Genomic DNA, 1,909 nt, shown 5'->3' with positions numbered 1-1,909 from the left:
CATGAGACGGTATCGTTCTTGGACAGCCGCTTGTCGTAGAAAAGAACTCGCCCGAGGGAGGCACCCAGATCGGTGATCTGGTTTCCCGGAGGGGTGTTGTCGCGGGTGATGTAGCCGGGGACCGGCTGGTTGCCATAGTTGTCCGGGCGCGTGAGATCGATGGTTCCACCTTCGTTGCTTCCGACAACGGCTGCGTCAGTGGCGATGGTCATGCCGGCGAGGGTGCCGATCAACAGGCGGGAGATTTTCGGAATCATGAGGAAGATTCTCAAGCCAGCATTGTGAAGTCCTTGTGTGGTCAGAGCCATCGAATTGTTAAGTTCTCGTAAACCGTGGAAGAATAAAGGGCAAAACGTGGTGCCGTAGGATCACGCCCAGGGCTACCTCACTTTGAGCGCCCGGGAAACAGGATGGTCTCAAGGACGGATTCATCGAGTGCGGCCCGGTAGCGTTTGCCGTGCAGGCTGTCCTTGATGCTGGTGTCCTGCTTGAGCAGCGACAGGCAGACTTTACGCAGCATGGCGAGATTCTGGGCCGCGTGCCCCTTGCGGGCTAGGCACTGGTCCTCGTCGAAGGTGACGTCGAGCACCCAGTGACACTGATTCTCGATCGACCAGTGCTGGCGGATCAGCTGCCCAAGCCGCCGAGCGTCGGGTTCATGAGTGGTGAGGTAGTAGCGTTTCTCGACGCTCTTCGCTCCGCTGCCGTGCTGCTCGCGATGGGATTCCACGCAGACCACCGAGCGCAGGCCGGGCCAGTCCTCCCGCTCCAGCTTGTCGATCCACCACAGGCTGTCGGTGGCCAGCACCACCCGTCTCTCGGTCCTCCCGTGGGCTTGGTTGCCCTGGTCATCGGTGCTGAGGGCCCGCCTTGCTGCTTGGTGTAAAGCAGGTGCCCCGGGCTGCTGAAAAACTCCTTCGCCCGCTTGTGGAGCGCGCTGTGGTTGGCCTTGAGCGCCAGCAGGTAGTCGGCATGGGCCATGGAAAGCTTGCGGGCTATGGCTTTCTGGCAGCCCATCGCATCGAGACTCACGGTGTGGCCTTCGAGGTCCAGGCGGTCGATGAGCTCTGGCACGGCGGTGATCTCGTTGGACTTCCCGTCGACGGCAAGCTGGCCGAGGGTCAGATGGTTGTCGGCCGCCCAGGCGCTGATGAGGTGCAGGCTCGTGCCGGGATCGGCGTTCTCAAAACTGTGCCGCAGCGTCTTGCCGTCGATGGCGATGAGCTGACGGCGGAGCTCTCCGCTGATCGCCAGCACGAAGGCGGCGAAGCACTCGCAGAACCGATCTGGATCGATGGCGGTGAACACGCGACGGAAGGTATCATCGCTGGGCAGTCCACCCGGCAGCTTGAGGCGTTTGCGCAACCACGGCTCACGGGCTTTGGCAAAGCGCTCAAAGTCATCGAAGCCCTCGCTGCCACAAATCATGGCGGCCAAAGCGATAAAAATGATCTCGCCGAAGTAGTGTCGCGGATGGCGACCATTGCGCGGATCTTCGAGTTCCTCGAAGGACTCGAATCCGTCCGGGAAGCCGCCTGAATACTCGTCGCGCCGTGGTTTGTTAGACATCAGGGCATCGTGAACCACTACATGGAGCGTACAGGCCTAATGTTTGTTGATATTGCCACAATCTAAAGTGAGGTAGCCCTGTGGATATACATGGATAATCAGTGAGTTAGATTGACTAGGCGACTAATCCTCTGGGTGATCGGGATGACTTTCATAAGTGCCTATAAATCCGTGCTTCCCGTGTCATCTGTGGTTCTCATCTCTGAATTTAGGATCGAACGTCTTCCTCCCCAGACCGCCATCATCCCCCTGTAAATTTCGCGTCCTTTTCGTGGTTAAAAACAGACCCCCTCCTTCGCATCTTAGCATCTTTGCGGTTCCCTAACTCAAACTCCCCGCC

At 58.9% G+C, this 1,909-nt stretch carries 1 protein-coding gene and 2 pseudogenes; all 3 read right to left on the bottom strand.

Annotation, left to right across the window (positions count from 1 at the left end):
• Positions 1 to 308 (bottom strand): annotated as a pseudogene (locus WBG04_RS11065) (hypothetical protein); the annotation flags it as partial.
• Between the two features lie 77 nt (positions 309 to 385).
• Entirely contained in the window at positions 386 to 1,012 is a 627-nt protein-coding gene (locus WBG04_RS11060; protein ID WP_424314490.1) for an ISAs1 family transposase, read from the bottom strand.
• A pseudogene (locus tag WBG04_RS11055) lies at positions 913 to 1,569 on the bottom strand (ISAs1 family transposase); the annotation flags it as partial. The gene WBG04_RS11060 and the pseudogene WBG04_RS11055, both read right to left, overlap by 100 nt.
• Positions 1,570 to 1,909: the final 340 nt, after the last annotated feature.

The organism is Haloferula sp., assembly GCF_049672945.1.
Lineage (GTDB): Bacteria > Verrucomicrobiota > Verrucomicrobiia > Verrucomicrobiales > Akkermansiaceae > Haloferula.
This window is presented reverse-complemented; position numbering and strand designations above follow the sequence as displayed.